Genomic DNA, 25258 nt, shown 5'->3' with positions numbered 1-25258 from the left:
AAGTGCCTTATTTTTGCAGTAATGGCAAGGCTCATTATTAAATGGGATTCAATTATTATAATGTTATTATTTGGTATATTTAATAGTGCGAGCTAATTCCGAATTACATTACAATTTAAGGTAAAAAAGCAGGGGGCTGAAGATGCTGCAGTATCAAAAAGAGTTGCTTTCACTACTGTTTCAGGACTTTCCTGAAAGTTTTATATTTGCGTTAGCAGTTTTTGCCTTGCTGCGTCTAAGGTTTGATTATAAAAAGATATTAATTGTAGCCATATTACAGACCTTTACCAACCTTATTCGTCTTTTACCGATAGCTTTTGGAGTACATACATTAATTTTGATCATCACACTTGCTGTATATGTGAGATTGGTTACCAAAGAAAAAATTACAAAAATATTTGGCTTTACTATTTTAGTTTTTGTAATATTGCTATCTATGCAGATATTGTATGCGGAACCATTACTTAATATTACTCACCTGTCATATGAGGATGTTAATGTTTCACCGCTTTTGAGAGGTATTTTTTGTTTGCCTTACGAAATCGTTTTACTTGGACTTGCTATATTTCTAAACTATAAGAATAAGAAACTTAACCGGTTTAATACAACAACAAGTGAAAGAAGGTTATGATATTTAATGGGTATTAGCCAGCGTATCGCATCCTATATGGGTGATGCACTCAACCTCGACAGTGATAACCGGGAAGTTGTGGCTTACAGTCTAGAATTAATATTTCATACATCCGTAACATTACTTTTGGTGTTGCTAATAGCATGGCTTATAGGACCACTTAGAGAAGCTGTCATTTTAATAATAGTTATGTTTCTTTTTAAGAATTTTGCCGGTGGCGCCCACTGCAGCTCTGCAACTAGATGTACGATATTAAGCATGTTGTTAATACCTTCTTTTGCCGAGCTTTCATTCATTGCCGGCCAATACTTTACATTATATGTTTTAATAATCCTTACAGTCCTTAGTGTTTTATTTTCTTATACTATAGTTTACAAGTTGGCTCCAGTTAATTTGCCAATTGTTTCGGAGCGGCACATTCAAAACCGGCGGTATTTTTCTTTTCTGTTGCTTGTGTTGATAACAATAGCGCAAGTCATCTTAATTATCCTTATTTCTGATAGAACTGCTTCATTTATTATCGCAATTGATATAAGTATATTCTGGCAGTCTTTTATGCTAACAAAACCAGGACATGCTCTTGTAGGTTATTATGATAGGTTATTGCTTTATTTTACTGATAAAGGAGGTGATAAGAATGAAACATATTAAAAACGCCGTTCTTTTTAGTTTATTTACACTTCTTGTATCATTTGCTAGTAGCGGTGTAATAGGACCAATGTGTGCTAACATGTGGTATCAACCCAAGGTTCCGTCTTCTTTACTAAAATAAGGTGTCCTTTTAAACGAGGCCGGGATTACCCGGCCTCGTTTAAAATGGGGTGTATTTATGAAAAGATGGGAAGAAATAAGAAAAGAAAGCATCTCTGAACACATCCTGGTAGCACATGTTATAAGCGTGCTTATTTTTTTCATGGCCTTTCTTACTATGACTAATGTTCCTTTGGATGGTGGTCTCTATAAATTAATACTTATTTCATTAATGGGAGCTTTCATTGGACTGGCGGTCTTTTATTATATCGTGAATAGGATTGTTTCGGGTGTATTGCTGGCAAGTAATCCCAACCTAACTGATTCATTTTTACTTTTGTTTTCTTATATAACCGCTGTCAGTATTTTGTTTTTGACCGGAAAAGCTGACAGTATCGTTAAAATTATCTTTATTATACCGGTTATCATTGCCTCGACAAGCCTTGGTAAAACCGCCGGGCTTATAACTGCGGGTTTTTCCGGTGCAATCCTGTTTTATTTTGATTTTAAAGCCGGTTTTGAACCCGGCCCAAGTGTCAAGTTTCAGGCGGATATCATCAACAGTATGGTTTTATTTACGCTGGCCTGGCTGTTTGGGGGTTTTGCCGATACCGAAAGGGTGGCCAGGGAAAACCTGACCCTCTTAGCCAACACCGATGACCTGACCGGTATGTCAAACCACCGGCACTTTCAGGAAGTCCTGCGTGAGAGCGTTGAGTCGGCGGAAAAAAACAACAAGTCTCTCTCATTAATTAAGCTGGATATCGATTACTTTAAGTTCTATAATAAAAACTACGGCTATCAGCAAGGGGACGAAGTGCTCATACAGGTCGCTGGTATTATTAATAGTGTGGTGAAATGGCGGCCATGCTTTGCGGCACGCTACGGTAGTGACGAATTCACTGTAATAGTGCCGGACACAAATAGTGAGGGACTGAAAATAGCAGAGAGAATTCGTAAAAAAATAGAAACACATTCCTTTCCGGGAGCGGAAGTCCTGCCCAATGGGAGAATTACGGTTTCTCTCGGTGTGGCCGGCTTTCCGGAGCAAGGCAGTACCCCCGAGGGGCTTCTCCGCCTGGCCGATGAAGCAATGTATAAGGCCAAGTACAGCAGGAACAGAGTACAGTTGTACTTTTCAGTAATAGATGACCTTCGTGATAGTTTTAATGGCGCTGAAAGAGATTTTTTTCATTCCATCAAAACCTTACTGACGATAATCAACGCTAAGGACAGGTACACCTTCGGCCATTCCGAAAGGGTGGTGTATTATTCCCTTAAACTGGCGGAGAAACTGAATTTCACCACCGAAGAAATGCTTATACTGAGATATGGCGCTATCCTGCATGATATCGGCAAACTCGAAATTAGCCGCGATATATTGAATAGTACAGAGGCCTTAAAACCTTCAGATTTGGCAATTCTACAAAAGCATCCGGAATGGGGCGGCGATATAGTACGGCCAATAAGTTCCTTGAAAAAAGTAATCCCCACTATAATTCACCATCATGAAAATTACGATGGAACGGGTTACCCGGAAGGACTAGCCGGAGAGGGGATACCTCTGCAGGCAAGAATCCTCCGGATAACCGACAGCTTTGATGCCATGACTACAGACAGGCCGTATAAAAAAGCAAAAAATTTCGTTGAAGCATGCGCGGAGTTAAAGAGCTGCAGCGGCTCTTTATTTGATCCAGGATTAGTTGATGTGTTTTTAAAATTGATTGCTGAAATAAAAAATGAACACCCGGACTTTAATTACTTGAGCTCAACGCAAGCCGGGTTTACATACACTTAGATTTAAGAATAAATACAAGGGAAAAAAACTCCTGCCGGTGACAATTGAACTGGCGGGTTTTAGTCTTATCAGGGAAGTGTTGTTTTTTATGAAAGACGAAAAAACTCTTTAAAGGGCAGTGTGAAATTTCCGGTGAGCAAGTTATAATTAGTTTTAATGATTTTCGCAATTCCATTACAGACGGGTTGGTAATGAAAACACAACTAATGCTGTTCCTGGCCGCATTTATCATGATTTTTGCGGGTCTAAACTACTATATCGGTATCCGCGGCTGGCAGGCTTTCGGCAGGCTGATACCCGCCGGGTATGGTGTGGTTTACTGGATTGTTTTTTCTTTCCTGGCCTTTTCTTATCTGATCGGCCGGTTTGCGGCTCAATTCATGCCGGACTCGCTAAGCGCGGGCTTGACGGTGGTAGGCTCATACTGGCTGGCTGCCATGAATTTTTTTGTACTGGCATTAATCCTGGTCGACCTGTTACGTCTGGCAGACCGCTGGCTGCATTTTTTACCGCACGGCCTGAAGCAGTTTCCGGCTGTAACAGGCCTTGTTGTAGTCGTGGCGGTGTTGGGGATTGTTCTGTACGGCTCCTGGAATGCAAGGAACCCGCAGCTCACCAGTTATGATCTTACCATTGATAAACAGGCCGGCAGTCTGCAGTCGCTTCATATGGTAGTGGTGTCGGATATCCATCTTGGTAATATTGTCCACAATGGCAGGCTTATGGCCATGATCAACAGGGTAAACAGCCTTGACCCCGACATAGTGTTGTTGCCGGGAGACATTATTGATGAAAATATAGGACCCTTTGTAGAGCAAAAGATGTCGGAAAGCTTCTTAAAGCTAAAGTCCAGGTACGGGGTCTACGCTGTCTTCGGCAACCACGAATACATCGGGGGGCATGCGGAAGAGGCCTGCCATTATCTTTCGGAGGCTGGGGTTACGGTGTTGCGCGATGACTGTCTTAAAGTTGCGGGCAGCTTTTATATCGCCGGACGCGACTACAGCTCGAGAGAACGTTTCGGAGGGTCCGGCCGCAAAGAGCTGTCAGCAGTGATGGCTGGCGTTGACCGCTCCTTTCCGGTGATTTTGCTGGACCACCAGCCTAGCCATCTGGAAGAAGCCCGGCTGCAGGGCGTAGACCTGCAGCTATCCGGACATACTCACAGGGGGCAGTTGTTTCCGTTTAACCTGATCACCAAGAGGATTTTTGAAACCGACTGGGGGTACCTCCGTAAGGGGGATTTCCAAATTGTCGTGTCGTCTGGGTTCGGGACCTGGGGTCCGCCGATCCGGATTGGGAACCATCCGGAGATTGTTGATATTACGATTCACTTCACTGGCGAGGGGAAATAGCATTATTTCATTCTCAGCAGATGCTGCTCATGCGGCATGAGTGTCTAAGATATCAGTGTTTACGGATACTTGAATAGAGAGGTGCGTCATGTTATCACAAAATGAGGTTGTTAAAATCTTTCAAGATTCCGGGGCTTTGCTGTCCGGCCATTTTCGCCTGACTTCGGGCCGGCACGGGGACCGGTACTTTCAGTGCGCCCTGGTTTTGCAGCATCCCAATTATACGGAAACACTCTGCCGTGAGTTGGCGGAACGGTTTCAGGGGGAAGGGGTGTCGGCAGTTATCGGTCCGGCCATGGGCGGCATTATCGTTTCGTATGAAACGGCACGGGCGCTGGGTGTGCGCAGCCTGTTTACAGAGAGAGAAAACGGCATGATGAAACTCAGGCGGGGCTTTTCTATTGAACCGGGGGAAAAAGTCCTGGTCGTTGAGGACGTGGTTACGACAGGCGGCTCGGTACGGGAGGTCATTGAAGTTGTGCGCGGTCTGGGCGGCGAGGTCGTGGGCGCGGGGGTGCTGGTTGACCGCAGCAACGGCACGGTGGACCTGGGGGTCAGGACGGAAGCGCTCCTGACCATGGAGGTAGTATCTTACGAGCCAGAGGAATGCCCGCTCTGCCGGCAGGGCATTCCGGCAATCAAGCCGGGCAGCAGAACTTAAAGACAAGTACTGTTTATCGCGCAGGATTAAACACAGGTTAAGATAGAAGCATTACGCTGTTCTATAAACAAGTATAAGCTACCAATGAAAATGCACACTGGAGAGTGACAATGGGGAGACATATTCCACGTCATTTACCTCACCTGTCTCAAGAATATTGTTCGAAAAGGCTTGACTTGCGGGCTTGGGGCTAAAATAGCCGTAGGCCGTAAGGCGTAAGGCGTAAAAAATAATACCCGGGGATCATCACCTTACGCCTGACCCAGATACAAGTCAGTATAAGCCTACGCCCTACGACTGACCGGTAAGAAATGCAGTATAAGCCTGCACCTGGGTGCGTTCCTTAGCGCGTGCGTAGCTTGCAGAAAAGCTTGAATAGCGCGTAGCTAGCGGATGGCTGTCTGTAGATGCGGTCGGCATGACACTCTTGTTGCACAAATGGAGAATTGCGAAGAGAGCGGAGGATAACCCCAAGCCCACTACGCATGAGGCTTTTCGAGATCCAATTAACAATGACCTTTACATTGCGATACACTCGTATATATCGGGCTGTAAACAATTTCACATTAATTCATACCAACATTTTTTGGGTTTCGTTATGGTATGATGAATATCTATTTTCAGCTCTATTAGGCTTGACTTTGGTCCGGCTCCGGGGCTCTTAGCATTTCAACTTTATCCTCATCGGGCGCCGCCATTATGGTCTTTTGGTGTTCGTAGATGACCATGCCGGGCCTTGCTCCCTTGGGCTTGTGTACATGCTTGACCAAGGTGTAGTCTACCGCCACCTTTGTCGAAGAGCGTCCTTTACTGAAGAAGGCGGCCAACCCGGCGGCCTCCTCCAGCGTCCTGGCAGGGATTTCCCTCCCTTCCGCACGGATAATCACGTGCGCTCCGTGGATATCCTTGGTATGCAGCCAAAGATCGTCCTGGACGGCCATTTTCAAAGTCAGGTAGTCGTTCTGCTTGTTGTTTTTACCCACGAAAACTGTAAAGCCATCGGAAGAGCGGAAGGAGTGAGGCTTGGGTATAAGCCGCTCCTTCTTGTTTTTCTTTGTGCCCGGTCGTGGGACGGGCATTTTCAGGTAACCCTGCTCGGTTAGTTCCTGCCTGATTTCATCCAGTTCGGCCTGGCTGCCGGCCTGCTCCACGGTTGTTTTAACCCCTTCCAGGTAGCTGAGCTCTTCCCGGGCCAAGGCCAGCCTCGACTCTACCGCAGCACGGGTATGCTTTGCTTTAACATATTTTTTGAAATAAACCCGGCAATTTTCCAAAGGCGTTAACTGCGGGTCGAGGGGTACGGTTACGAGGGGGCAGGAGGGATCGTAATAATTTTCCAGGCGAGCTTCCGCAATCCCTTTATCCAGGCGGTAAAGGTTGGCCGTCAGCAGTTCACCGTATAGCCTGAGCCGATCAGCCCCTGCTGTATCATCCATACTCTCGTTATATATAGACACCTTTTTGGCCAGCCGGGTAATCTCTTTGTTCAGCAAGCCGGTAACAACGTTTTTCTGAAGGCTGAATTTTTGCTGGTGGCTGCGGGCGGTGAAAAAAAAGTCCAGCAGCGCATTCATGCCGTTGTACTTGCTATTCTTACCTGTGTGGCTGAGGTCGATTGCCGCGAAGTCCAGGGGTTCCCTTTTCTTGCCGGTAAGCAGGCAAGGTTCAAATTCTCCCTTTCTGGCGGGGATGATTATTGTGCAAAGCGCTGTCCACAGGGCTCTCAGGTCATAATCACCGCACTGGTCCAAAGGCAAGTCGAGGGGCAGGTTGGCCCGGTGCACAATTTCCCGGCAGGTGACAGGGCTTAAGCCTTCCAGACGTTTCTGCAGCAAGTTTGGCAGGGTGGTTTCCAGCGGCGCGTCAAGACAAATCTGGCGGAATCCATCCTCGTCCAGCGCCAGGGGATTGAGCTTGCCCTGGGCAGGCGGAGGGAGGTAATCCCGGCCCGGCAGTACTTCCCGGTAACGGCTGACCGAGTGCGAGTAGCGCCTGATCCCGTCAAGGATAATTCTTGAGTCCGGGTCTAAAAGGATAATGTTGCTGTGTTTGCCCATAATCTCGCAGACCAGGTGTTTTTCAGATAAACGTCCCAGTTCATCGCGGGATTCAATCTTAATAATCAGTACCCGCTCCAGTCCAGGCTGTTCAAATGCAAGAATTCGCCCGCCTTCCAGGTGTTTGCGCAGCACCATGCAGAATAGGGGAGCGCTGACGGGATTTTCTTTTGCGGTTGCCGTCAGGTGGACCCGCGCGTCCCGGGCATGGGCCGAGAGGAGCAGCCGCTGCCGCAGGCCGGGCTGGTGCAGGATAAGAGCAAGTTCATCCCTCTCCGGCTGGTAGATTTTTTCTATGCGGGCACCTAAAAATCTTACCTCAAGTTCTTGGCGCACGGCAGCCAGGACCAGGCCGTCAAAAGGCATGGTATATTCCTCCGTTTGAAGACTAAAACTGTTCTTAGGGGATTCGACAAGATAGTAACCTGGCAGATCCTGTTACATTATATTACATAGAGGCCGGTAGATAAAGGGCATCTCGAAAAACAAGCCGGGGTGGCTCCCCGGCTTGGCTACCAAAAGGTATTAAGAACTGGGGTTGACGGCAGGTCCCCTGGGTCCGGTATGATCCGGCACAGGCATGCTCCTTTCTTGGTCAACATCCTTTATAGTATAGCCCGCCTATAACAAAGCATGAGCCAAACGAAAAAGAATCTCTATAACTGTAATGGGCATGTTATTATGTGATTACGAAGGAGATGAGCATATGTATGAAGCAAAGCTGGAAAGTATGGGTTTGAGACTGCCCCCGGTCCCCAAACCTGTAGCGGCCTATGTACCGGCGGTTATGGTCGGCAAGTATATCTACACTTCGGGCCAACTCCCCCTGGTGGATGGGAAGCTTGCGTACAAGGGCAAAATGGGGTGTGAACTGACGGAAGACCAGGGCTATACAGCGGCAAAAATCTGTGCCGTCAACTGTTTAAGCGCGGTCAGGGAGATGACAGGCAGCCTTGATCATGTGGAAAGGATTGTCAAAGTAACCGGTTTCGTCAACAGCGCAGCGGGTTTTGTCAACCAGCCCAAGGTGATCAACGGGGCTTCAGAGTTACTCGGTGAAATTTTCGGAGAGGCGGGACGGCATGCCAGGTCCGCCGTCGGGGTAAGTGAACTGCCGCTGGGAGCTGCCGTGGAAGTTGAAATAGTTGTAAAAATTAAATAAGTTCAGACACTTATAACAAAACGTTGTATATGTATGGCCTAAAAGACAGTAAAAAGTAAATTTGTAGGATAATATGTACCTGCGTGTGCAAATAGGGTAAAATATATGGCGGATCAAGTTTTAAAAGCTAAAGGAGGTTCCTGTAGGCTTGCGATTTACTAAAGTGCAGGGTCTGGGCAACGATTTCGTTTTGGTCAACGGTTTTGAACAGGAGCTGGATTTAGACCGTTTTCCAGAACTGGCCGTCAAAATTTGCGATCGTCATTTCGGAGTCGGCGCAGACGGTTTAGTGCCGCTGCTCCCCTCGCGTACAGCCGATGTTAACATGCGCATCTATAATTCCGACGGCAGTGAGGCCGAGATGTGCGGCAATGTCATCCGCTGTGCAGCCAAATACCTGTTTGAGCACGACCTGGTTAAAAAGAAAAAAATACGGGTGGAAACCCTGGCCGGCATTCGCATTCCAGAGTTGATCATAGAGAACGGCCAAGTAACGCTGGTCAGGGTGGATATGGGTGAACCGCGCCTTGAGCGGGCAGATATCCCCATGTTGGGGGCTCCCGGCCGGGTTGTTGATGAGGAATTGGAGATCGATGGGACAGCTTACCGGATTACAGCGGTTTCCATGGGGAATCCCCACTGCATTATCTTTGTCCCTGACGTTGAGGCAGTTTCTCCGTCCCGGTTGGGTCCCCGTTTTGAGACTCACCCAGCCTTTCCCCGCAAGACCAACGTGGAGTTTGTACAGGTATTGAACCGTTCCGAAGTGAATATGAAGGTGTGGGAAAGAGGGGCTGGCATAACCATGGCCTGCGGCACCGGCGCTTGCGCGACCGGTGTAGCCAGCGCTTTAAACGGGTACACCGGCCGGCTGGTTACGGTCCATTTAAGTACGGGCGCCCTTTTAATCGAGTGGGCAGGTGATAACCATGTCTACATGACCGGACCGGCCGAAGAGGTGTTCAGCGGGGTATATCCCTTCTAATACAATTCTGTTGCACACCGCTTCGACAGTCTCTTGTTTAAAGCAGGGTTTTGCTGGCAATTTAGTTGGTTATTAACGGTACATCAATTTCATAAAAAATTCGTCATAATAACGTAATGATTTTATAAAAATGTTGCAAGTTGAGGTCGCAGTGATAAAATGTATTAGGTAAGCTTGAATTAGCTTGACCTTGATAATACATATATGAAAGGAAAGTATAGGTTGAAATTTACAGAAGCGCAACGTATCCGCAACCTGCCGCCCTATCTTTTTGCCAGGATTGAGAATCTTATTGCCGCAAAAAAGGAAGAGGGAGTCGATGTAATCAGCCTCGGTATCGGCGACCCGGATCGCCCGACACCGGACCATATTATTGAGGAACTGATAAAAGAGGCCAGAAATCCTGCCAACCACCAGTACCCGTCTTCGGTTGGTATGCTCAGCTACCGCCAGGCTGTGGCTTACTGGTACAACCAGCGTTTCGGGGTTGGGCTCGATCCCCGTACCGAAGTTGTGTCCCTCCTTGGCTCCAAAGAAGGTATCGCCCACATATCGTGGTGTTATCTCGATCCCGGAGATACGGTCCTGGCGCCCGATCCGGGTTACCCGGTCTATTCCGGCGGAGCTATTCTGGCCGGAGCGACGCCCCATTATATACCTGTTTGCGAGGAAAACGGCTACCTGGTCGATTTCGACGCGATATCCCCCGATGTGGCCAGAAAGGCCAAAATGCTCTTCTTAAACTATCCCAACAACCCAACCGGCGCGGTGGCCGGCGGTGATTTTTACCGCCGGGCCATTGACTTTGCCAGGGAGTATGAAATCCTGATCTGCCATGACGCCGCATATTCCGACGTTGCTTATGACGGCTATAAGCCCCACAGCTTTCTGGAATTTCCCGGCGCGAAAGAAGTCGGTATCGAATTTCACTCGGTATCCAAGACTTACAACATGACCGGTTGGCGGATCGGGTGGGCCGCAGGCAATCCGGAGGCGGTTGAAGCTCTGGGCAGGCTCAAGTCCAACATCGATTCCGGTGTATTCCAGGCCGTTCAGTATGCCGCAGCGGCAGGTCTCACGGGTCCACAGGAAATTGTTGATAGACAGAACGCAATCTACCAGGAACGCCGCGACATTCTGGTTGACGGATTGAACAGCCTCGGCTGGAACCTGACGAAGCCCAAGGCGTCCTTTTATGTATGGGCGCCGGTCCCAAAAGGGTATACCTCCGCGTCCTTTGCCGAATTGGTACTGGAACAGGCAGGCGTAGTCATCACCCCGGGCATCGGGTATGGCCAAAACGGAGAGGGGTATTTCAGGATGGCCCTGACTATTGAGAAACAACGGATCCGGGAAGCGCTGGACAGGTTGGCTGCAAATATCGGCCGGGTTTCGTTTTAACGGATTGTTCCATAAAGTATTTTTACATTACATTATTGAACAGTGTGGTTCAAAGAGCTTTAAGCTATGCAAGGCAGAACTGTGAAGTCGCAAGATTAAATTTAAGCGCCTGGTTGAACACGGTAGCTGCTAATCGAACCACGAAGGCCGGGAAACATAATTTATACTGGCTTATAACAAGCCGGCCCTCATATATACGAAGGAGGAAGTACCTGTGAAACTAGCTGACCGGGCGTTAAATATCAGTCCGTCCCCGACCCTTTCGATCGACGCGAAAGCTAAAGAGATGAAGTCAAACGGTGACAGCGTGGTTACCTTTGGGGCCGGGGAACCGGATTTCGATACACCCGACCATATTAAAGAAGCGGCCATCGCGGCAATCCGTTCGGGTATAACCAAGTATACAGCAGTTTCGGGCACCAAAGAACTAAAAGAGGCTATCTGTCACAGGTTTCAGATTGACCAGGGGCTTGACTACCAGCCAAAGCAGATCGTTGTATCATCGGGGGCTAAGCACACCCTTTACAACGCCATGCAGGTACTGGCGCAGGCAGGTGACGAAGTAATCCTTCCCGCTCCATACTGGGTAAGCTACCTGGAACAAATCAAGCTGTCCGGCGCTACCGCCCGGATTGTAGCCACCAGGGAAGAAAACGGGTTTAAGTTGACGCCGGACGAACTTGAAGGCGCCATTAATTCCCGTACCAGGCTATTGATCCTGAACAGCCCCAGCAACCCCACCGGGGCTGTATATAGCAGAGAGGAACTTGAAAAACTGGCCGGGGTTATCGCCCGGTACGACTTTATGGTCTTGTCCGATGAAATCTATGCCAAGCTGATCTATAGCGGTGACAGGCATGAAAGCATAGCCTCCATTTCTCCTGAACTCAAAGAGCGTACCATGGTTATCAACGGCGTATCAAAAGCCTATGCCATGACCGGCTGGCGGATCGGTTACGCCGCCTGCAGCGCCATAGTGGCCAAAGCCATGGGAGACCTGCAGAGCCACTCGACGTCAAACCCTAATTCCATCGCCCAGGCGGCCAGCGTGGCGGCTCTGACCGGAGACCAGACACCCACCGAACTCATGAGAGTAGAGTTTCACCATAGAAGGGATTACATGCTGGAGCGGTTGCGGGCGATTCCAGGTGTCAGCTGCACCCGGCCAAACGGCTCATTTTACCTTTTCCCCAACGTTAAGAACTATTTTGGAAAATCCTATCAAGGAACCTTAATTCATAACGCCACTGACCTTGCAGCTTTGTTATTGAAAGAAGCGCGTGTTGCCGTGGTGCCTGGTGTCGCCTTTGGGAATGACGACTACTTCCGTCTGTCCTATGCCTGTTCCATGGAAAACATCAAGGAGGGCCTGGACCGTATTTCCAGTCTGATGGAACAAATTAGATAGAATATAAGACTCCAGTATTTTTCCTTGAAATACTGGAGTTTTTGTCTTTATGAAAAGGATTTTCTTTTTTTGGGTAGAAAAATAATTTCATGGTAATTGCCAATAATAATGAGTAGTGGGGACAGACCTTTAAAGAATGAAGGAATGTCCCCGATTAAAATGTCCCCGATTGGGGAATGTTTCCATTAGATGGGTTTTGGTGATGGACTTTTATTTTGCTGTGCTGGTATCAACTGACAGGTGGTGTTGAATTGATTAAAAGCATGACCGGCTACGGCCGTGGAGAGGCTGTTGCTGCCGGGAAAAAATTCATTTTCGAGCTGAAAGCGGTCAACCATCGCTATAATGAGGTTGTCTTACGGTTGCCGCGCTCACTTTCCCCCCTGGAAGACCGGATCCGCCGGTTCATCCAGGCCCGCATCGCCCGTGGCCGGGTTGATGGCTTTCTCGGAGTGGAGGAGTGCGGGGAAAAAAACGCCACAGTGAAAGTTGACAAAGCCCTTGCTGCGGCGTATTATAATGCAATGAAAGAACTCCAGGAAACCCTTGGCATTGGTGGAGAAATACAGTTTCAAGAGCTGGTTGCCTTACCCGGGGTAGTGACCGTGGAGGAACCTGCCGATGATGTCGAAGAATGGTGGCCTTCCATTCAGAACGCGGTGCAAGAAGCGGTTGATAACCTGGTCCGCATGAGGATGGTGGAAGGTGAGCAGTTGGCAAGGGATCTTTTAAGCAGGTCGGAGCGGCTTTTTTATCTCAACCAGAGCATCAGGGAGCGCTCGCCGTTTGTCGTGGAGGAGTACCGGGAGAGACTGGTCGCCCGTTTGAATGATTACATGCGTGATGGTATTATAACTCCCGACCGGCTGGCCGCCGAGGCCACGATCTTTGCGGAGCGCTCCAGCATAACCGAGGAAAACGTTCGCCTCGAGAGCCATTTGCAGCAGCTGAAAAGCTGCCTGACAGCAGGAGAATCAGTGGGAAGAAAGCTGGATTTTTTGATCCAGGAGATGAACAGGGAAATCAATACTATCGCTTCTAAGGCAAGCGACCTGGAAATAAGCCGGGCAGTGGTCGAAGCAAAAAGCGAGCTGGAAAAAATAAGAGAACAAGTACAGAACATAGAATAATAATAATAGAAAGTATTAAGGGGGAAGCAGTATGGAGATTAAATTAATTAACATCGGTTTTGGCAATATCGTATCGGCCAACCGCATTATAGCTATTGTAAGCCCGGAATCTGCCCCCATTAAGAGGATTATAACCGAAGCCCGCGATCGGGGTATGCTGATCGACGCAACCTACGGACGCCGGACCAGGGCGGTTATCATCACCGACAGCGATCACATTATCCTTTCCGCGGTACAGCCGGAAACAGTGGCCCATCGCCTGGTTTCCAAAGACGCTCCGGTACAGGCTGAGGAACCCGGCGAATAAAGCATGGAGAATTAGCTGTGGGTAAAAAAGGTTTATTATTGATCATATCCGGTCCTTCGGGGGCCGGTAAGGGGACTATCGTGAAAGCGCTGCAGCGAGAAATCCCAACCTTAATCGTATCCATTTCTGCCACTACCAGACAGGCCAGGGGCGGCGAGGTGGATGGGGTTGATTATTTCTTCCTGGAACGGGACATCTTCAATAAAATGATTGACGAGGGCCAGCTTCTTGAGTGGGCTCAGGTTTACGGAAATTATTATGGCACACCCAGGCATTTTGTCCTGGAAGCCCTTGAGCGGGGTAACGACGTTATATTGGAAATTGATATCCAGGGCGCCCTTCAGGTTAAGAAAAAACTGCCTGAGGCGGTGCTGATTTTTATTGCCCCTCCATCCAGAACAGAGCTGCAGCAGCGCTTATTTGGCAGGAAATCGGATTCCCGGGAAGAAATTGAAAAACGTTTGCAATGTATGGCCGGGGAGATGAAACTGGCGGCGGGCTACGACTACATCGTAGTAAATGACAGTATTAGAAGGGCAATTGATAACATCCGGGCTATCATATTAGCCGAAAAGTGCCGTACCTGGCGCCTGCAGCCAATCATTGACCATCTCTCCCAGTTGGGCGGTTAGATTTTTTTGAAGATGGAGGAACGCTATGAATGCACCAACTCTTGATGAGCTAATGCAAAAGGTTGACAGCCGGTATACCCTGGTCGTGGTTGCCGCCAAGCGGGCCAGGATACTGACCGAGAGGGGAAGCGCCAAGGCCGACGAAGCTTCCAGTAAGCCGGTAACTGCCGCCCTGAAGGAAATAGCCGGCAACAGAGTTGGATACAAAAGGACCCACGCTGGTATCAAGTGACTTTTGTGCGAATGAATTCACCCCTGCATTTTTAGATAGGAGGAAGCCCATGCTGGCTGGAAAAACGATCACCCTGGGAGTGACCGGCGGCATAGCTGCTTTTAAAGTTGCCCAATTGGCAAGCAATCTTAAAGCAGCCGGCGCGGAGGTCCATGTGGTTATGACCAGGTCGGCCCAGGAATTTGTCCGGCCTCTTACCTTTCAGGCGCTTACGGACAACCGGGTCTACACCGATCTCTTTGACCGGGCCTCCGGCTGGAACGTTCAACACGTTGAGCTTGCAACCCAGTCCGACCTGATCGTTGTTGCCCCCGCCACCGCCAATATCATTGCCAAGGCGGCAGTTGGTCTTGCCGACGACCTCCTGTCCACCGTTATAACAGCCGCAGCCTGTCCGGTCCTTTTTTGCCCGGCTATGAACAAAAACATGTACGAAAACCCGGTTGTCCAGCGCAACCTGACTGTCTTACGGGAATTGGGCTATCATTTCGTCGAACCAGGCCGGGGGAGGCTGGCCTGCGGGGTGGAAGGGATTGGCAGGTTGGCCGAGATAGAAGCTATTCAAGAAAATATAGAAGTCCTTTTGGCTTCTGATCAAGATTTGAGCGGCATGAGCGTGCTGGTAACGGCAGGCCCAACTGTCGAACCAATTGACCCGGTGCGCTACCTGACCAACCGCAGTTCGGGTAAGATGGGCTACGCGGTGGCAGGCGCCGCGTTGCGCCGGGGGGCCAGGGTTATTCTGGTCAGCGGCCCAACCGCATTGAAACCGCCCCACGGGGTCGAATTTATTGGAGTGGAGACCGCCAGGGAAATGTTTGACGCCGTGCTGGCACATTATCCCCACGTCGATGTGGTTGTTAAATCAGCTGCTGTTGCAGATTATAGACCTAAAGAAGCCGCTCAGCATAAAATCAAAAAGAATCAGGATCAAATGACCATAGAGCTCGAGAAAAACCCGGATATCCTGGCAGAACTGGGACGGAGAAAGACCCGCCAGATCCTGGTGGGCTTTGCGGCTGAAACCAAGGAGCTCGAAAAAAATGCCCTCCGCAAGCTGGAGATGAAAAATCTTGATCTCCTGGTCGCCAACGATGTGACCAGGCCAGGCGCGGAGTTTGGTGCTGATACTAATATTGTAAAACTGGTTTATCCGGGACAAATCATTGTCCAGTTGCCCAAAATGGATAAGAAAACTTTGGCTGACCGGATCTTGGATGAGGCGCTTAACTTGAGAGCATCCAGCCAGTAAATACAATACTTCATTTTTAGTCGTTCACCTGATAAAGATGAAAAAACGTTGTTTTGTCATAACCCATATCCCATGGGCAATGGTAGCGGTCAACGTTATGGGCGTTGACCAGGGGATAACCTTGTGAGTCGGTCCCCACGACTATAGCCAGGTGCCTGGAATAACCCGTCTCTCCATAACCGATAACATCCCCCGGCGCCAACTCCCGGACAGCTCCTCCCGGAAATTTGCTGGTGGGTTGATTTAATTCAGAGAAAGTTCCCCGCGCCAGCCGCCGCCCCCTCCCGCTGTAGAGGATCCAGTCGCCGAAGGACTCAGCCCGCACCCAGCTTTGGCTCCCGGCATTTTCCTGCCGGTCGTAATACCAGAGGTCGTCCATCACCATTTTGCCGCCATCCTGGTCGCCCAGGCATTGGGATACGAAGTTGGCGCAGTCTCCGCCACGGTCATTAAAATCGCGGTAATTCCGGTTATAACTATTGTCATTGCCGGCGCCCCAGGCCAGCCCGGCATATTTATCGGCATATCGAACAGCTCCTTCGCGGTCGAAAACTACCGGTGTACTATTTTTTGCTGCAGGCCTTTTTCCCGGCTGCCCTACCACTGCGGCGCCGTCTGCCGGCGTGGGGTTGGGTACCTGGAAATTATCACCCAGACCATCGGTATAAAAGTCCTGCAGAATTAACCACTTGCTCCCCCGGCACACCAGCTTTAACCAATGCCTGGAGCCTGTACCAAAGCGGTTGACAGTGGGGCTGCCGGGATAAACATAGCCAAGTTGGAGGGTCTCGTTGACCAACAGCTCGGCGTAATTCCCTTCCATCCTGTACCAGGGGATGCTCAACGATGATTTTGCTTCAGTAAAATGTACACCTCTTTTTTTCGCCCACTGCTGGACGTAGTCCAACCTCTCGCGCTCATGGATTTGCGCCCAGAGTCCCAGTGTTTCCGAGGTTTCGTAAGCGGCCAGGACAGGCGCCGGGTCCGCGCCGGTAATTATAGCCAGGGCGCGGGCCTCAAACATTTCCCTTACGCCATTTTTTAGTTGGTTTTCCTTATATTCAGAGTTGGCGTGGGCTGTCCCGCTTACAAATCCCACCGTGAAAATGATTAATAAAACCGCCGCGATCCTGCATGTAGACATAAATCTCCTCCTAAAAAGCCTATATCCCTTATGTTGTTTTGCTTCAGGCGGAAAATACATGTTTTTTTATGCCATAATCCATATGATTTATCGCTATCAGTATGGCCTGCGTTGATGTCGCTGCTTGTGAGGATTAAGCGACGGAACAAGATGATAAACTAAGGAAAAATGGATAGGGGCGTGCTCATTGTGCGCAAAGCTGACGGAAAAAGGTTCACCAGGCCCGAAAAAGGCGTATGGCCGCTTGTTCTGAAACGTCACAATATGGAACCCGGTACGCGGGAGTTGACAGCCTTGTGCTCCCATCATAAGCCGGCGCGTCAGGATTAAAAGAGGTACGGGAATAAGGATTGACCCTGCCGGTATGGCGCCTTTTTTGTTATAATAAGGCTGGTATTTGTAAACATGTTCCCTGGAGGGTATAATGGTAAAAAACGGTCTCTGTGCCGAGATAATCGTCGATTTGGCTGTCAGGAAGACTGACCGTGTGTTCCATTACGCCGTGCCCAAGAAATTTGAAAACGTCCTGCAAATTGGCGCGCGGGTACTCGTCCCTTTTAGGGAAAGGTGTTTGACGGGCTATGTGGTGGGTTTCGGGGCGCCGGAGAGCCAGGTTAATATCAGAGAAATAGCCGGGGTACTGGACGAGGAGCCTGTCTTCAGCCCGGAGCTTTTAGAGCTGGCCCGCTGGATGTCGGAAAGTTATCTCTGCAGCACAGCTGAAGCGTTGCAGCGGATTATTTCCCCCCGCTTGCAGGTAAAGTCAGGCCGCGGGGTAAGAAGGATCATTCCCGCCCTTGACGGGGAGAAACTTGAACAAGCAGCAGCCTCCCTGGCCCGCGCGCCCAGGCAAGCAGCCGTGCTGCGGGCAGCCATGGCCAGTCCGGGGCTAACTGTAAAGGAACTGGCGGCTGCTGCGGAGACTACCGGCAAAACAGTGGAATTGCTGGTGCATAAAGGGTATTTGGCGGCTGTTAACAATACGTCCCAGGCGCCCCCCGGGTATGGCGGACCGCAGTTCACAGCCGGTTACGGCGAATTGCAGCTGAATGCGGATCAGGCAACAGCCTTAGAGCAGATTGAAGGCGCCTTAAAGGCCGGCAGGTTCAGCGTGTTTCTGCTGCATGGGGTTACCGGCAGCGGCAAGACCGAGGTTTACCTGCGGGCCATTGCTGCCGTGTTGCAGGAAGGCCGCCAGGCGGTGGCTCTGGTCCCGGAGATTGCGCTGACCCCTCAGATGATCGAACTTTTTCGGGCGCGCTTTGGCAGCCTGGTAGCGGTACTGCACAGCGGCCTGGCCGGTACGGCAAGGTACCAGGCCTGGCGGCGGGTCAAGAGCGGTGAAGCTCCGGTGGTCCTGGGCACACGTTCGGCAGTATTTGCGCCGGCGCCCCGGCCTGGACTCTTTATTATCGATGAAGAGCACGAGTCAAGTTACAAGCAGGATGATCACCTGCGCTATCACGCCAGGGAAGTGGCTCTGAAAAGAGCGCAGCAGTCCGGGTCGGTAGTAATCCTGGGGAGCGCCACTCCGTCTCTGGAATCCTACCTGAGAGCCGGGCCAGGCGGCCTCTACCGCCTCCTCAAACTACCCGTCAGGATTGACAACCACCCCCTCCCGCCGGTGCAGGTGGTCGATATGAGGGATGAATTAAAACGCGGCAACCGGGGCATATTCAGTGTACCCCTGGTTGAGGCCATAAACCGGCGTCTGGAAAGACACGAGCAGGTGATCCTGTTTTTAAACCGGCGGGGCTATGCCAACTTTGTGGTATGCCGCCAGTGCGGGCTTGTGATCAAGTGCCCGAGCTGCGACATATCCCTCACCTATCACCTGGACGGCACCCTGCGATGTCATTACTGCAACTACAGCACAAACCGGCCTGTCCTGTGCCCCCGCTGCGGCAGTGATGATATCAGGCATTTCGGAGTGGGCACCCAGAAGGTGGAAGAAGAGGCGCGGCGATTGTTCCCGGAGGCGAGAGTTTTACGCATGGACAGCGACACAACCTCCCGCCGGGGAGCGCATGAAAGGCTTATCAGTTCTTTTCGGGATGGTCGCGCCGACATATTGATCGGTACCCAGATGATTGCCAAGGGCTTGGATTTGCCGAAGGTGACCCTGGTTGGTGTAATCAATGCGGATACGACTCTGCATATGCCGGATTTCCGGGCCGCCGAGCGTACTTTTCAGCTTTTGACGCAGGTTGCCGGCAGGGCCGGGCGCGGCAGTCTGGCCGGAGAGGTCCAGATTCAGACATACACACCGGACCATTACAGTATCATAGCTGCGGCAGCTCACGATTACGAGAGCTTTTACCGGAGCGAGGCGCCGGTCCGGCGCGCGCTGGATTACCCCCCCTTCAGTCACCTGGCCAGGTTGCTGTTGACCCATACCGACGAGGAAACATTAACAAAGGGAGCGCTGCTGGCGAAAGAAGTGCTGGAGAAAATAGCGGCAGGTGTGAATATACCTGTCGATGTCCTGGGCCCGGCCCCCGCCCCAATGAGCAGGATCAAGGGGCAGTATCGCTGGCAGTTGGTACTGAAAGGACCGCGCCGCAATACTTTGAAAGATGTGATCAAAGAAGCCTTAAATATTCTGGACAAGGAACGACCGGCTTTTAAGCCGTCCGTCCACGTAGATATTAACCCACAGGGTATGGTTTAAAGGAGGCTCCGGTTTTGACTGTATACAATATTGTTGAATTGGGAGACGATGTCCTGAGAGAAAAAGCCAGGGCGGTGCCCAAAATTACCCCCAATATCATTAAGCTTCTGGATAATATGGCCAGGACTATGTACATGGCGAAAGGCGTTGGTCTGGCCGCTCCCCAGGTCGGGATATCCAAACGGGTGATCGTTGTGGATACCGGGGATGGCCTGCACGAGCTGATTAACCCGGAAATTGTCCGCTCCGAAGGACAGGAAATTGATAACGAAGCTTGCCTCAGCATCCCCGGACTGATGGGGGAAGTGGCCAGGGCAACCCTGGTTGAGGTAAAATCACTTGATCGCAACGGCAAGGAATGCCGGCTCCGGGCAAAGGGTTTTTTTGCCAGAGCCCTCCAGCACGAAATCGACCACCTCGACGGGGTGCTGTTCATAGACCGCGCGAAAAATATATCAAAAATCAAGAAGAAGGAAGATTAGAGGAGTTGCAGATGCGGGTTGTATTTATGGGGACCCCTGATTTCGCGGTCCCCACCTTGCAAGCCCTGGTACAAGCCGGCCACGACCTGGCTGCTGTTGTAACCCAGCCTGACCGGCCCAGGGGAAGGGGTAAAAAGGAGGCGGCGTCCCCGGTTAAAGTCGCCGCTCAAGCTTTCCAGACCCCGGTTCTTCAGCCGCAGCGGGTTAAAGATCCGGACTTTATTGAGGTTTTAAAAAAACTGTCGCCGGAAATAATTGTGGTAGCTGCCTACGGGCGCATCCTTCCCCCGGCTGTTCTTTATCTTCCCGTATACGGCTGCGTCAACGTACACGCTTCCCTGCTGCCGAAATACCGGGGCGCCGCCCCGCTGCACTGGGCTGTTATGAACGGGGAAAGGGAGACGGGGATAACTATCATGCGTATGGACGAGGGAATGGATACCGGCGCAGTTCTCCTTCAGGAGGCCGTGCCGATTCGTGAGACAGACAATGTCGGAGCGGTCCACGATAAACTGGCCGCCCTTGGCGCGCGGTTACTGCTGAAGGGGCTTGCCCTGACCGGCAGAGGCGAGCTTGCAGGCGCGCCGCAGACCGGGGAGCCTTCTTACGCTCCCATGCTTAAGGCAGAGGATGAAATAGTTGAGTGGGCGAGGCCCGCACGTCATTTATTTAACCAGATCAGGGGTATGGACCCCTGGCCGGGCGCCCGTACTACCCTTTGGGGCAGGGTACTCAAATTATGGCGGGCGGAGGTATTGGATGAGGACGCTATGGGTCACGTTCCAGGCCAGGCGCTGGCCGCCGGCCGGGAGGGTATCACGGTTGGTACCGGGCAGGGCCTGATCCTGCTCAAGGAACTTCAGCTGCAGGGCGGCAAGCGCATGAGCGCGGCGGATTTTGTCAGAGGCAACCCACTCCCGGCTGGAACTGTGCTGGGCAGCAGATAAACACCGGAGGTGATCCCAAATGTTCGTAAGCAACTTAATTCCGGTGCGCAAAAGGCTATTTATAGGCCTTCTCGCCGTCAGCTTGCTGTCAGCGGCCCTCTTTCTGGGCGGTATATACTACTTGGCCACTAACCCCAACAGGACGGCGTTTAACCAGATCCTGCTGCTGACACTGGCAGGCATGCTGTTTGGCGGGATGGTCGTAGCCGCTTTTGGCATTGGCGGAATAGTCCTGACCATCCTCTACGCCAGGGATATTAACGCCCTGCACGGCCCGATGCGGATTGCCGTCAGCCTTTTCTTTCCTATTGTCCTTACCCTCGGCAGGATTTTTCATATTGATGTGAACAGGATTAAAAGTTCATTTATTGAAGTCAACAACCACCTGGTCCGGTCCAAGGAGTTGAATATCCTGCCGGACCAGCTCCTGCTGCTGGCGCCTCACTGCCTGCAGAACAGTGATTGCCCGCATAAGATTACGGTTGATATCGACAACTGCCACCGCTGCGGGAGATGTCCGGTCAACAGCCTGCTTGACCTCAGGGACCGCTATGGTATTAAGGTGGGTATGGCCACCGGCGGGACCCTGGCCCGCAAATTTGTGCAGGAATACCGGCCCCGGGCCATAGTCGCCATAGCCTGTGAACGTGACCTGACCAGCGGCATTCAGGACTCAAACCCGCTTCCGGTCCTCGGTGTCGCCAACGAACGGCCATTTGGGCCCTGTTTTAACACGAATATAACCCTTTCCAAAGTGGAGGAGGCAGTCCGTTTTTTTATACATGACAGGTGGCAGCCTCTCACGGGGACAGGGAAGGACATAGGTATAAACGACAATATGGAAGGGGTTAGCGTGGTTGCCCAGAATATCAGCCAGAGGACTGGCGCTAAGAGTACTCATAGATGTTGAGCAGGATGGCGCTTATGCCAACCTGGCGCTGCATAAGGTCCTTGAAAAATACAGGCCCGGCAAGCTTGACCGGGCCTTTGCCACAGAGCTGTCCTATGGCGCTCTGCGTTCCCTGAACACGCTGGATTGGGTCCTGGCACAGTTTGTCAGCCAGCCCCTGGCCCGCCAGTCGCCGGCTGTGCGCAACATCTTGAGGCTCGGAGTTTACCAGCTGATGTTTATGGACCGGGTGCCTCCTGCCGCAGCCTGCAATGAAGCGGCGGAACTGGCGCGCCAATACGGCCACCAGGGGGTGGTACGCTTTGTCAACGGCGTGCTGCGCAACGTAGCGCGGCGGCTTGGCGACATTAAATACCCGGCGCTGGAGGAGGACCCGGTGGAGCATATTGCGCTGAAATACTCCCACCCTGTCTGGCTGATCAAACGCTGGCTGGAAGAATTTGGACTTAAGGATACTATTGCCATCTGCCGTGCCGACAACGAGCCCGCCCCCAATACCATACGCACCAACACTCTAAAAATTAACAGGGACGGCCTGGCGGACAGGCTCACCCGGGAAGGACTGTCGGTTGTTAAAACCGGTTTTGCTCCGGAAGGACTGTATATAGAGGGATTCCTCTCCCTTGGTGCTCTTGACAGCTTCCGGGAGGGACTCTTCCAGGTCCAGGACGAGAGCTCCATGCTGGCCGGGAGGGCGCTCATGCCGCTGCCCGGCTCATTTGTAATTGACGCCTGTGGCGCTCCCGGAGGGAAAACCACCCACCTGGCCCAGTTGATGGAAAACCGGGGCAGGATCCTCGCCTTTGACATCCACCCCCATAAACTGGACCTGATTAAAGAAAACTGTGCCAGGCTGGGGATCGGAATAGTAGAGGCGGCTGCCGGTGATGCCAGAGAGCTGCCCGCCGGACTGCATGGACAGGCTGATTTCGTGCTGGTCGACGCCCCCTGTTCCGGGCTGGGCGTGCTCAGACGGCGTCCCGACGCCCGCTGGCGCAAGGACCCGGGCGAGATCCCGGCTGTTGTTCAGCTGCAGTCGCAGATTCTGGAAAGCGCTTCCCGCTGTGTGAAAGCCGGAGGCGTCCTGCTTTACAGCACCTGTTCCATAACGCATGAAGAAAACCTGGGGCAAGTGGAAGATTTCCTGAACGGAAACCCGGAGTTTGGGTTGGAAGGACTGAGTGCGACCCTGCCCGGCGAGTTGGACGACAATGGGACCTTGAGCCGCGGCTACATCCAGCTTTACCCCGGCTGCCATGGTATGGACGGCTTTTTTATCGCCAGAATGAGAAAAAAGGATCGGGTAAAATGATGGAGAATAGTTTGTATATAGGCATAGAAGAAAGGATTCTAAAGTGAGCTCAGCAAAGGTTAACCTGAGGGACCTTACCCTGCCGCGGCTTGAAGTTTTTTTTACCGGGTTAGGGGTTGAAAAATACCGGGCCAAACAGGCAGCTGAATGGATTTTTAAGAAGGGCGTATCCAGCTTCGGGGAAATGACCAATCTCTCGAAGGATTTAAGAGAACGGATAGCCGGCGCCGCCTGGCTCAGCCATCCGGAGATCCATACCAGGGAGGTTGCCCAACAGGGGGACGCCATCAAGTACCTTTTCCGGCTGCATGATGGTGAGGCGGTTGAGAGTGTTTTTATGAGGCATGACTATGGCAGCGCCGCCTGCGTTTCAACCCAGGTGGGGTGCCGGATGGGATGCCGCCTCTGTGCCTCCGGACTGGGGGGACTGGTCAGGAATTTGAGCTCCGGCGAAATGTATGATCAGGTCCTCGGGATCCAGCAGGACACCGGAGAGCGGGTGAGCCGCGTGGTCTTGATGGGTGCGGGCGAACCGCTTGATAATTACCGGGCTACTCTTGATTTTATTACCAATATCACCGCCGGATACGGCTTAAACATCAGCGGTCGCCACATCACCGTATCGACCTGTGGTTTGGTCCCGGCCATTAGAGATCTGGCTGCTCAGAAGCTGGCCCTGACCCTGGCTGTTTCTCTGCATGCCCCTGAAGATACCCTGCGGGATACTCTCGTGCCTATCAATAAAAAGTATCCCCTGAAAGAGCTGATAGCGGCCTGTCGTGATTATGCCGGACAAACCGGCAGGCGGGTAACCTTTGAGTATGCCCTGATGGCAGGGATCAATGATCGTGAGGAACAGGCGCTGCAATTGGCCCGCCTGCTTGAAGGAATGCTGTGCCATGTCAACCTGATCCCGGCCAATCCGGTTGCCGAGAGGGGTGTCGTACCTTCTGCACAGGCGCAGGTTGAACTTTTTAAAGGTGTTCTCGAGCGCCATGGTATTGCTGTCACCGTCCGCCGAAAACTGGGCGCCGACATCAATGCCGCCTGCGGGCAACTGCGGCGCAGATTACCGGCGCCTTAATAAAATCTTCTACACTTTATTATGTGTACGGTTGCTGGTGTGGTCCAGCACGGATTTCAATCGCACTTGCACTGCGAAGCAGTTTAAGGGATTTCTACCAATGCTTGTATATACTGCATCTCTGCGGGGTCTGTGCGAAGGAATTCGCACCTGCTGTTAGCGTATTGAAGGAGTGGTGAGCGTCATGGGGGTTTTCTCCGGCTTGGAGGGAAGCCTGGAAAAATACATTGATAGTTTTTTTAAGGATAATTTTGGGGGCCGCGTCCAACCTGTCGATATCGCCAAAAAACTGGCGCGCGAGATGAGGGACGCACGGCGGGTCAGTATTAGAAACATATACGTACCAAACCTGTACACTGTTTTTCTTCATCCCGCCGATTGTGAAAACATAGCCACTTTTAGCTCGCTGCTGGCCAAAGAGCTCGGGGACTATGTTACCAAGAAGGCGGCAGAAAAAAAATATACGCTGACCGGGCCGCCGTCTGTGAAATTTGAACAGGACCAGGCACTGCCTGCCGGGGGACTGCGGGTAGCCGGTGAATTCAGTGAATCTCCTCCCGAAAAGGAGCATACGGCCCCGGATGAGAAACCTATCGAACATACCCAGCGTTTTCGCCCGGTCAAGGAATATTCCAGGGGGGAAGCAGTATCACCCGCCTGCGGGTCCCTGCGGGTGAATGACGGGCCCGACCGGGGAAAGGTTTTTCAGCTTAAGGCGGCTTCTATTGTCTTGGGAAGGCATGAAAGCTGTGACATCGTCCTTAACGACAGCAGTGTATCCCGCCGCCATGCCAGGCTGGAACTGCACCGGGGGCGGTATACAATCGTGGACCTGGGAAGCACCAACGGTACCATGGTTAACGGTGTCAGGATCGGGACAAAGGTCCTGGAACCGGGTGATACGGTTATACTTGGGACAACAACCTGCTCCTTTAAGGTGGAATAAC

The 25258-nt window shown here is 51.4% G+C and carries 24 protein-coding genes; 22 read left to right on the top strand and 2 right to left on the bottom strand.

Going from position 1 to position 25258, the window contains the following annotated elements; all coding sequences use genetic code 11:
- The first annotated feature begins 142 nt into the window (after window positions 1–142).
- The 6 genes from Psch_RS13795 (at window position 143) to pyrE (ending at window position 5195) form a co-directional block, all read left to right on the top strand.
- The gene (locus tag Psch_RS13795; RefSeq protein WP_134216544.1) at window positions 143–631 is read left to right on the top strand and encodes a hypothetical protein; all 489 of its coding nucleotides are present in this window, start codon (window positions 143–145) and stop codon (window positions 629–631) included.
- 6 nt (window positions 632–637) lie between these two features.
- A complete protein-coding gene (locus Psch_RS13790; RefSeq protein ID WP_134216543.1) occupies window positions 638–1282 on the top strand; it encodes an accessory gene regulator ArgB-like protein in 645 nt (214 codons plus the stop codon).
- On the top strand, window positions 1224–1403 hold the full coding sequence (locus Psch_RS21705; RefSeq protein WP_134216542.1) for an AgrD family cyclic lactone autoinducer peptide: 180 nt from the start codon (window positions 1224–1226) through the stop codon (window positions 1401–1403). Before Psch_RS13790 ends, Psch_RS21705 begins: the two co-directional genes overlap by 59 nt.
- A gap of 57 nt (window positions 1404–1460) precedes the next feature.
- The gene (locus Psch_RS13780) at window positions 1461–3179 is read left to right on the top strand and encodes a bifunctional diguanylate cyclase/phosphohydrolase (protein ID WP_134216541.1); all 1719 of its coding nucleotides are present in this window, start codon (window positions 1461–1463) and stop codon (window positions 3177–3179) included.
- A gap of 191 nt (window positions 3180–3370) precedes the next feature.
- Window positions 3371–4534: a metallophosphoesterase gene (locus tag Psch_RS13775; RefSeq protein WP_190258500.1), complete on the top strand. Its 1164-nt coding sequence runs from the start codon at window positions 3371–3373 to the stop codon at window positions 4532–4534.
- Between the two features lie 88 nt (window positions 4535–4622).
- Window positions 4623–5195, top strand: a complete 573-nt coding sequence (gene pyrE / locus Psch_RS13770) for an orotate phosphoribosyltransferase (RefSeq protein ID WP_134216540.1) — start codon at window positions 4623–4625, stop codon at window positions 5193–5195.
- Window positions 5196–5824: 629 nt separating this feature from the next.
- Here the strand turns inward: pyrE and Psch_RS13765 are convergent.
- Window positions 5825–7618, bottom strand: coding sequence for an Rqc2 family fibronectin-binding protein (locus Psch_RS13765; RefSeq protein WP_134216539.1), 1794 nt, complete (start codon window positions 7616–7618; stop codon window positions 5825–5827).
- Between the two features lie 340 nt (window positions 7619–7958).
- Here Psch_RS13765 and Psch_RS13760 point away from each other — a divergent pair, with 340 nt between their 5' ends.
- From Psch_RS13760 to coaBC, 9 genes are all read left to right on the top strand, one after another.
- On the top strand, window positions 7959–8414 hold the full coding sequence (locus Psch_RS13760) for a RidA family protein (RefSeq protein ID WP_190258499.1): 456 nt from the start codon (window positions 7959–7961) through the stop codon (window positions 8412–8414).
- Between the two features lie 148 nt (window positions 8415–8562).
- Window positions 8563–9399, top strand: a complete 837-nt coding sequence (dapF, locus tag Psch_RS13755; protein ID WP_190258498.1) for a diaminopimelate epimerase — start codon at window positions 8563–8565, stop codon at window positions 9397–9399.
- A gap of 222 nt (window positions 9400–9621) precedes the next feature.
- Entirely contained in the window at window positions 9622–10800 is a 1179-nt protein-coding gene (locus Psch_RS13750; protein ID WP_190258497.1) for an LL-diaminopimelate aminotransferase, read from the top strand.
- Window positions 10801–11014: 214 nt separating this feature from the next.
- The gene (locus Psch_RS13745) at window positions 11015–12208 is read left to right on the top strand and encodes a pyridoxal phosphate-dependent aminotransferase (protein ID WP_190258496.1); all 1194 of its coding nucleotides are present in this window, start codon (window positions 11015–11017) and stop codon (window positions 12206–12208) included.
- Window positions 12209–12459: 251 nt separating this feature from the next.
- Complete coding sequence (locus Psch_RS13740; RefSeq protein ID WP_190258495.1) at window positions 12460–13338, top strand: YicC/YloC family endoribonuclease; 879 nt, start codon at window positions 12460–12462, stop codon at window positions 13336–13338.
- Window positions 13339–13369: 31 nt separating this feature from the next.
- Complete coding sequence (remA, locus tag Psch_RS13735; protein WP_190258494.1) at window positions 13370–13645, top strand: extracellular matrix/biofilm regulator RemA; 276 nt, start codon at window positions 13370–13372, stop codon at window positions 13643–13645.
- Window positions 13646–13662: 17 nt separating this feature from the next.
- Window positions 13663–14277 carry a guanylate kinase gene (gene gmk, locus Psch_RS13730; RefSeq protein WP_190258493.1) on the top strand — a complete coding sequence of 205 codons (615 nt, stop codon included), beginning with the start codon at window positions 13663–13665 and terminating at the stop codon, window positions 14275–14277.
- A 25-nt stretch (window positions 14278–14302) separates the two neighbouring features.
- Window positions 14303–14509 carry a DNA-directed RNA polymerase subunit omega gene (gene rpoZ, locus Psch_RS13725; RefSeq protein WP_190258492.1) on the top strand — a complete coding sequence of 69 codons (207 nt, stop codon included), beginning with the start codon at window positions 14303–14305 and terminating at the stop codon, window positions 14507–14509.
- Between the two features lie 49 nt (window positions 14510–14558).
- A complete protein-coding gene (coaBC, locus tag Psch_RS13720) occupies window positions 14559–15761 on the top strand; it encodes a bifunctional phosphopantothenoylcysteine decarboxylase/phosphopantothenate--cysteine ligase CoaBC (RefSeq protein WP_190258491.1) in 1203 nt (400 codons plus the stop codon).
- Between the two features lie 16 nt (window positions 15762–15777).
- Here the strand turns inward: coaBC and Psch_RS13715 are convergent, their stop codons facing one another.
- Entirely contained in the window at window positions 15778–16905 is a 1128-nt protein-coding gene (locus Psch_RS13715; protein WP_190258490.1) for an amidase domain-containing protein, read from the bottom strand.
- Window positions 16906–17329: 424 nt separating this feature from the next.
- Here Psch_RS13715 and priA point away from each other — a divergent pair, with 424 nt between their 5' ends.
- From priA to Psch_RS13680, 7 genes are all read left to right on the top strand, one after another.
- Complete coding sequence (gene priA / locus Psch_RS13710; RefSeq protein ID WP_190258489.1) at window positions 17330–19576, top strand: replication restart helicase PriA; 2247 nt, start codon at window positions 17330–17332, stop codon at window positions 19574–19576.
- A 14-nt stretch (window positions 19577–19590) separates the two neighbouring features.
- Window positions 19591–20058 carry a peptide deformylase gene (gene def, locus Psch_RS13705; RefSeq protein ID WP_190258488.1) on the top strand — a complete coding sequence of 156 codons (468 nt, stop codon included), beginning with the start codon at window positions 19591–19593 and terminating at the stop codon, window positions 20056–20058.
- Window positions 20059–20069: 11 nt separating this feature from the next.
- Window positions 20070–21005 carry a methionyl-tRNA formyltransferase gene (fmt, locus tag Psch_RS13700; RefSeq protein ID WP_190258487.1) on the top strand — a complete coding sequence of 312 codons (936 nt, stop codon included), beginning with the start codon at window positions 20070–20072 and terminating at the stop codon, window positions 21003–21005.
- A 19-nt stretch (window positions 21006–21024) separates the two neighbouring features.
- Window positions 21025–21915 (top strand): DUF116 domain-containing protein, encoded by an 891-nt coding sequence (locus Psch_RS13695; protein ID WP_134216525.1) that lies wholly within the window; start codon window positions 21025–21027, stop codon window positions 21913–21915.
- Window positions 21863–23227, top strand: a complete 1365-nt coding sequence (gene rsmB, locus Psch_RS13690; protein ID WP_190258486.1) for a 16S rRNA (cytosine(967)-C(5))-methyltransferase RsmB — start codon at window positions 21863–21865, stop codon at window positions 23225–23227. Before Psch_RS13695 ends, rsmB begins: the two co-directional genes overlap by 53 nt.
- A gap of 43 nt (window positions 23228–23270) precedes the next feature.
- Complete coding sequence (gene rlmN / locus Psch_RS13685; protein WP_190258485.1) at window positions 23271–24311, top strand: dual-specificity RNA methyltransferase RlmN; 1041 nt, start codon at window positions 23271–23273, stop codon at window positions 24309–24311.
- A gap of 184 nt (window positions 24312–24495) precedes the next feature.
- Entirely contained in the window at window positions 24496–25257 is a 762-nt protein-coding gene (locus tag Psch_RS13680) for an FHA domain-containing protein (protein ID WP_190258484.1), read from the top strand.
- Window position 25258 lies beyond the last annotated feature (1 nt).

This window comes from Pelotomaculum schinkii (assembly GCF_004369205.1).
Lineage (GTDB): Bacteria > Bacillota > Desulfotomaculia > Desulfotomaculales > Pelotomaculaceae > Pelotomaculum_C > Pelotomaculum_C schinkii.
Note: the sequence above shows the minus strand (reverse complement) of the source record. Positions and strands in the feature narration are given on the sequence as shown.

Excerpts from the sequence above, each read along its gene's own strand:
- Psch_RS13795 (WP_134216544.1), top strand. The coding sequence starts at position 143 with ATGCTGCAGTATCAAAAAGAGTTGCTTTCACTACTGTTTCAGGACTTT.
- Psch_RS13790 (WP_134216543.1), top strand. The coding sequence starts at position 638 with ATGGGTATTAGCCAGCGTATCGCATCCTATATGGGTGATGCACTCAAC.
- Psch_RS21705 (WP_134216542.1), top strand. The coding sequence starts at position 1,224 with ATGATAGGTTATTGCTTTATTTTACTGATAAAGGAGGTGATAAGAATG.
- Psch_RS13780 (WP_134216541.1), top strand. The coding sequence starts at position 1,461 with ATGAAAAGATGGGAAGAAATAAGAAAAGAAAGCATCTCTGAACACATC.
- Psch_RS13775 (WP_190258500.1), top strand. The coding sequence starts at position 3,371 with ATGAAAACACAACTAATGCTGTTCCTGGCCGCATTTATCATGATTTTT.
- pyrE (WP_134216540.1), top strand. The coding sequence starts at position 4,623 with ATGTTATCACAAAATGAGGTTGTTAAAATCTTTCAAGATTCCGGGGCT.
- Psch_RS13765 (WP_134216539.1), bottom strand. The coding sequence starts at position 7,618 with ATGCCTTTTGACGGCCTGGTCCTGGCTGCCGTGCGCCAAGAACTTGAG.
- Psch_RS13760 (WP_190258499.1), top strand. The coding sequence starts at position 7,959 with ATGTATGAAGCAAAGCTGGAAAGTATGGGTTTGAGACTGCCCCCGGTC.
- remA (WP_190258494.1), top strand. The coding sequence starts at position 13,370 with ATGGAGATTAAATTAATTAACATCGGTTTTGGCAATATCGTATCGGCC.
- rpoZ (WP_190258492.1), top strand. The coding sequence starts at position 14,303 with ATGAATGCACCAACTCTTGATGAGCTAATGCAAAAGGTTGACAGCCGG.
- coaBC (WP_190258491.1), top strand. The coding sequence starts at position 14,559 with ATGCTGGCTGGAAAAACGATCACCCTGGGAGTGACCGGCGGCATAGCT.
- Psch_RS13715 (WP_190258490.1), bottom strand. The coding sequence starts at position 16,905 with ATGTCTACATGCAGGATCGCGGCGGTTTTATTAATCATTTTCACGGTG.
- priA (WP_190258489.1), top strand. The coding sequence starts at position 17,330 with ATGGTAAAAAACGGTCTCTGTGCCGAGATAATCGTCGATTTGGCTGTC.
- fmt (WP_190258487.1), top strand. The coding sequence starts at position 20,070 with ATGCGGGTTGTATTTATGGGGACCCCTGATTTCGCGGTCCCCACCTTG.
- Psch_RS13695 (WP_134216525.1), top strand. The coding sequence starts at position 21,025 with ATGTTCGTAAGCAACTTAATTCCGGTGCGCAAAAGGCTATTTATAGGC.
- Psch_RS13680 (WP_190258484.1), top strand. The coding sequence starts at position 24,496 with ATGGGGGTTTTCTCCGGCTTGGAGGGAAGCCTGGAAAAATACATTGAT.